This window comes from Kitasatospora sp. NPDC022856, from assembly GCF_055561235.1.
This window is the reverse complement of record NZ_JBVHHE010000118.1, coordinates 1-3,145: the sequence shown is the minus strand read 5'-3', so window position 1 is coordinate 3,145 and position 3,145 is coordinate 1. Positions and strand designations below refer to the sequence as shown.

Here is a 3,145-nt window from a genome sequence, read left to right as displayed (position 1 = left end):
CAGTACCGCCCCGATATCCTCGACGGCTTCCTCACCGGGGCCGGCCTCTCCCTCGACCTCCCACCGCCATCACCCTGAAGCGCCGAAGTCAGTAACCAATGGCGTCGCGGGAACCGTGGTGCTTGAATGCCGCGGTGGTCTTGGACGTGGGGGAATTGCTGGCAGCGCACGATCGCACCCTGCGCGGCCCCGGTTCGGCGCCTCCGCGGTTCGGCACCGTGGTCGAGCGGATCGGACCGCTGACCCTCGCGCACTACGGCACCCACTGCCTCGTCGGCCACCCCGCTCTGGACGCCTCGGCCTCGACCGCGCAGCTTGCTGCGCAAGTGCAGCAGCGCGCGGCCGTGCGAGTGGAACCCGTGGAGTGGCGCGTATTCGCCCACGACGCAGAAGCGTCGCGGCTGACGGCCTCGCTCGAAGCGGCCGGTTTCACCGGGGGATGGGAGCGCAGTGTCCTGGTCGGCGAAGTCGCCGAGCTCGACCTCCCCCAGCCGCAGCCGGAGTGGAACGTCGAGTCGGTCCGGTGGGACGAGCCGCAGGTGCAGCCGGCGCTCGACCTCTCCGCCAGCTCCAGGCCCCATCGCGTTCCCCTGGCGACGTGGCACGCGATGGGCTCGATTCCCTACTGGGACGTCGACATCCGTGTGCTGACCCAGCGCGGAAGGGTTACTGCGGCCTGCTGGCTGGAGACCGTCCGGGGCACCGCGTTCGCTGCGGTCGGGGGCCTGACCGCATCACGTCCTGAACTGCTCGCAGACCTGCCACTGCGGCGGTTCCAGCCGCCGGCGAAGGAGTTCCTGGTCGCCGAGGCCGACGGGCAGCTGCGCAGCTCCCTCACGGCCGTCGGGTTTCGGGACGTCACGACGGTCCGGTCCTACCACTGGACCCCGCCGGGCGAACCCGCGGCGACCCCACCCGCGAGGCACTCTCTTCACGACGCCGAGTCCAGACGAATAGCACGTCGCTGCGAGGCCCGCATCGGCTTCGACTACGCCAGCGGCAGCGGACGGTATACCGCGCCGCTCGACTCGCGCCGCTGGTTCTACGGCATGCTCGACCGCGGCACGCCGGAGATCGCGGCCGCCGAAGGCATCATCGAGCGCGGCCTGCGCGCCTGCGTCCGGCCCGGTGAATGGGTCTACGAGTACCGCCCCTATCTCAACGGCTGGGAGTTCGACCCGCACCGCGTTGGCGGCCCGGGACAGCCGCCCTGGCCGGGTAGCGCCGTCGCCGACGATGAGTTCCAGTTCCTCGCTACCGCAGACGCCCGCCTCGGCACGTTCGCTCACTACGCCGAACAAGCCCTTGTCGTCTTTGGAGATAACCTCATCGAGCAGGTCGCGGATGACTTGGACCATCTGCTCGGTGACGGCGCCTGGACTTTCGGTTGAGTTACGCGGGTGACGCTCCGCCTGTTCGTTAGGGGAACCCTCAACGAACAATGATGATCTTGCCTGGCGAGAGAGATCTACCTGCGCTGACGGCGTCTCATTTAGGGTGTCCGGTGATCTGTACGCTGAGCGGGGGCTTACCGTACGCTCCGGGCATGAGCGAACGCGTCGGCTACGCGAGATGCAGTCTGGACAAGCAGGACCTCACCGCCCAGCGCGGGATCCTGCTCGGTCTGGACGTCCCGGAGGACCGGATCTACCTGGACCACGGGCTGACCGGAACGAACCGCGACCGGCCCGGCCTGGCCCAGGCCCTCGCGGCGGTCCGCGCTGGCGACACCCTCGTCGTCCCCAAGCTCGACCGCCTTGCGCGCTCGGTACCCGACGCCCGCGACATCGGCGACTCCATCACCGCCCGCGGCGTCAAGCTCTCGCTCGGTGGCACCCTTTACGACCCCGCCGACCCGATGGGCAAGATGTTCTTCAACATCCTGGCGACCTTCGCCGAATTCGAGGTCGATCTCCTGCGCATGCGCACCCGTGAAGGCATGGCGGTGGCGCGGGCCAAGGGCAAACTCAAGGGAAAGCAGCCCAAGCTCACCGCCCGCCAGCAGAGTCACCTAGTCCAGCAGCACCAGTCCGGCGAGCACACCATCGCCGACCTCGCAGAGCTCTTCTCCGTCAGCCGCGCCACGGTCTACCGCGTCCTTGAACGCCACCAGAACGCAGCCACGCCGTCGACTCCCGATTGGCAGTGACGTGCTGCCGTACGTCTATCAGGTCACCAAGTACGACCCCGCCGATCGCGACCAGCACGGCCACTACGCCGGCACTGAGGACACGACCAGCGACCACGGGCCGGTCGAAGCCGCCTATCTGCAGGCCGTCGCCGCCTTCGCCGAGGACAGCGGCGTCGACCAGCTGGCCATCCGCGAGCCGCAGCTCGGAGGCTTCGTCCACTTCGGCCTGGAGCCACCGGTCGACGGCTACGGCCTGGCCGGCCTCTTCCCCGCCAGCCCCGCCGGGTTCCACGACGGGGCACTGGTGCCGATCGGTGTCGGCTTGGAACTTGTCCGAGCGATGCTCCGCGACAACGGGGCCTGGTGCCGCCTGGAGGTCGAGGGCGAGTTCACGGTGCACGTCGGCTGGGACCAGTACCTCTACCTCGGCAGCAGCCGGCCCTGCGAAGCCGCGCTGACCCGCACCCGAGCGCTGGGCCTGTTCACGCAACGCCTGGACGCATCGCCGTACGACTTCGCCCCCGACGACCCCGCATACGTGCAGCGCCCGGCTGACGCCGACTTCTGGGCCCGCGTTGGCTGGACCGTCAGCGCCCACCGCGCCACGTTCCTGGAGGAGACCTTCGCCTTCAACGCCTCCCGGTGGCACCGCCTGAGCCGCGACAACATCGCGACCGTGCGCTCCCAGCTGACCCCACGCGCACAGTTGGCCATCTGGCCGGACCTGCTCGCCGACGTCGCCACGGCCGTGGCTGCCCTGCCCGACGAAGGGCTGGTGGAGATCATCTGGGAGAAGGAAGACGGGCAGATCACCAGCACGGTCGTGGACGAGACCCAGTTCGAGGACGTGACCTCCCAGCTTGCCAGCGCGCGTGCTGCCGGCGTCATATCCATGTACGCCGGTGAAGATCTCCCGCTGTTTACTGACATCAGCTCTTTGGGGTGGTAGATCTGCCGTTTTGCTGACGGATGGTCACCTGTCGCTGTAGACCGTGTGGCATGCGATATGCGGAT

The 3,145-nt window shown here is 68.6% G+C and carries 3 protein-coding genes; all 3 read left to right on the top strand.

Features of this window, described 5'->3' with window-relative positions; translation table 11 throughout:
• Positions 1-134: 134 nt before the first annotated feature.
• Positions 135-1,391: a DUF2716 domain-containing protein gene (locus ACZ34W_RS38540; protein ID WP_465611148.1), complete on the top strand. Its 1,257-nt coding sequence runs from the start codon at positions 135-137 to the stop codon at positions 1,389-1,391.
• A gap of 155 nt (positions 1,392-1,546) precedes the next feature.
• Positions 1,547-2,149: a recombinase family protein gene (locus tag ACZ34W_RS38535; RefSeq protein ID WP_465611146.1), complete on the top strand. Its 603-nt coding sequence runs from the start codon at positions 1,547-1,549 to the stop codon at positions 2,147-2,149.
• Between the two features lies 1 nt (position 2,150).
• Positions 2,151-3,080, top strand: coding sequence for a S1 RNA-binding domain-containing protein (locus ACZ34W_RS38530; RefSeq protein ID WP_465611144.1), 930 nt, complete (start codon positions 2,151-2,153; stop codon positions 3,078-3,080).
• Positions 3,081-3,145: the final 65 nt, after the last annotated feature.